This is a genomic window from Vibrio sp. 10N.222.55.C6 (genome assembly GCF_041473395.1).
GTDB classification, from domain to species: domain Bacteria; phylum Pseudomonadota; class Gammaproteobacteria; order Enterobacterales; family Vibrionaceae; genus Vibrio; species Vibrio crassostreae_C.
Genome location: NZ_JBFRSD010000338.1, coordinates 1 through 232, shown reverse-complemented (window position 1 = coordinate 232; position 232 = coordinate 1). Strand labels below are relative to the sequence as shown.

At 49.1% G+C, this 232-nt stretch carries 1 pseudogene; it reads left to right on the top strand.

Annotated elements, in window-relative coordinates:
• Positions 1-232: pseudogene (locus tag AB4486_RS24005) on the top strand (alginate lyase); the annotation flags it as partial.

The window sequence follows — 232 nt, the reverse complement described above, 5'->3', positions numbered from 1 at the left end:
GTAAAGATCTTCGTTCAGGTAACTTTGGTGTAGCAGCGGTTTACCCTTGTGAGACCTCAGTTGAATGTGACACACGCAGTGCACTGCCAGTTCCGACAGGCCTGCCAGCGACACCAGTTGCAGGTAACGCGCCAAGCGAAAACTTTGACATGACGCATTGGTACCTATCTCAACCATTCGACCATGACAAAAACGGTAAGCCTGATGATGTTTCTGAGTGGAACCTTGCAAA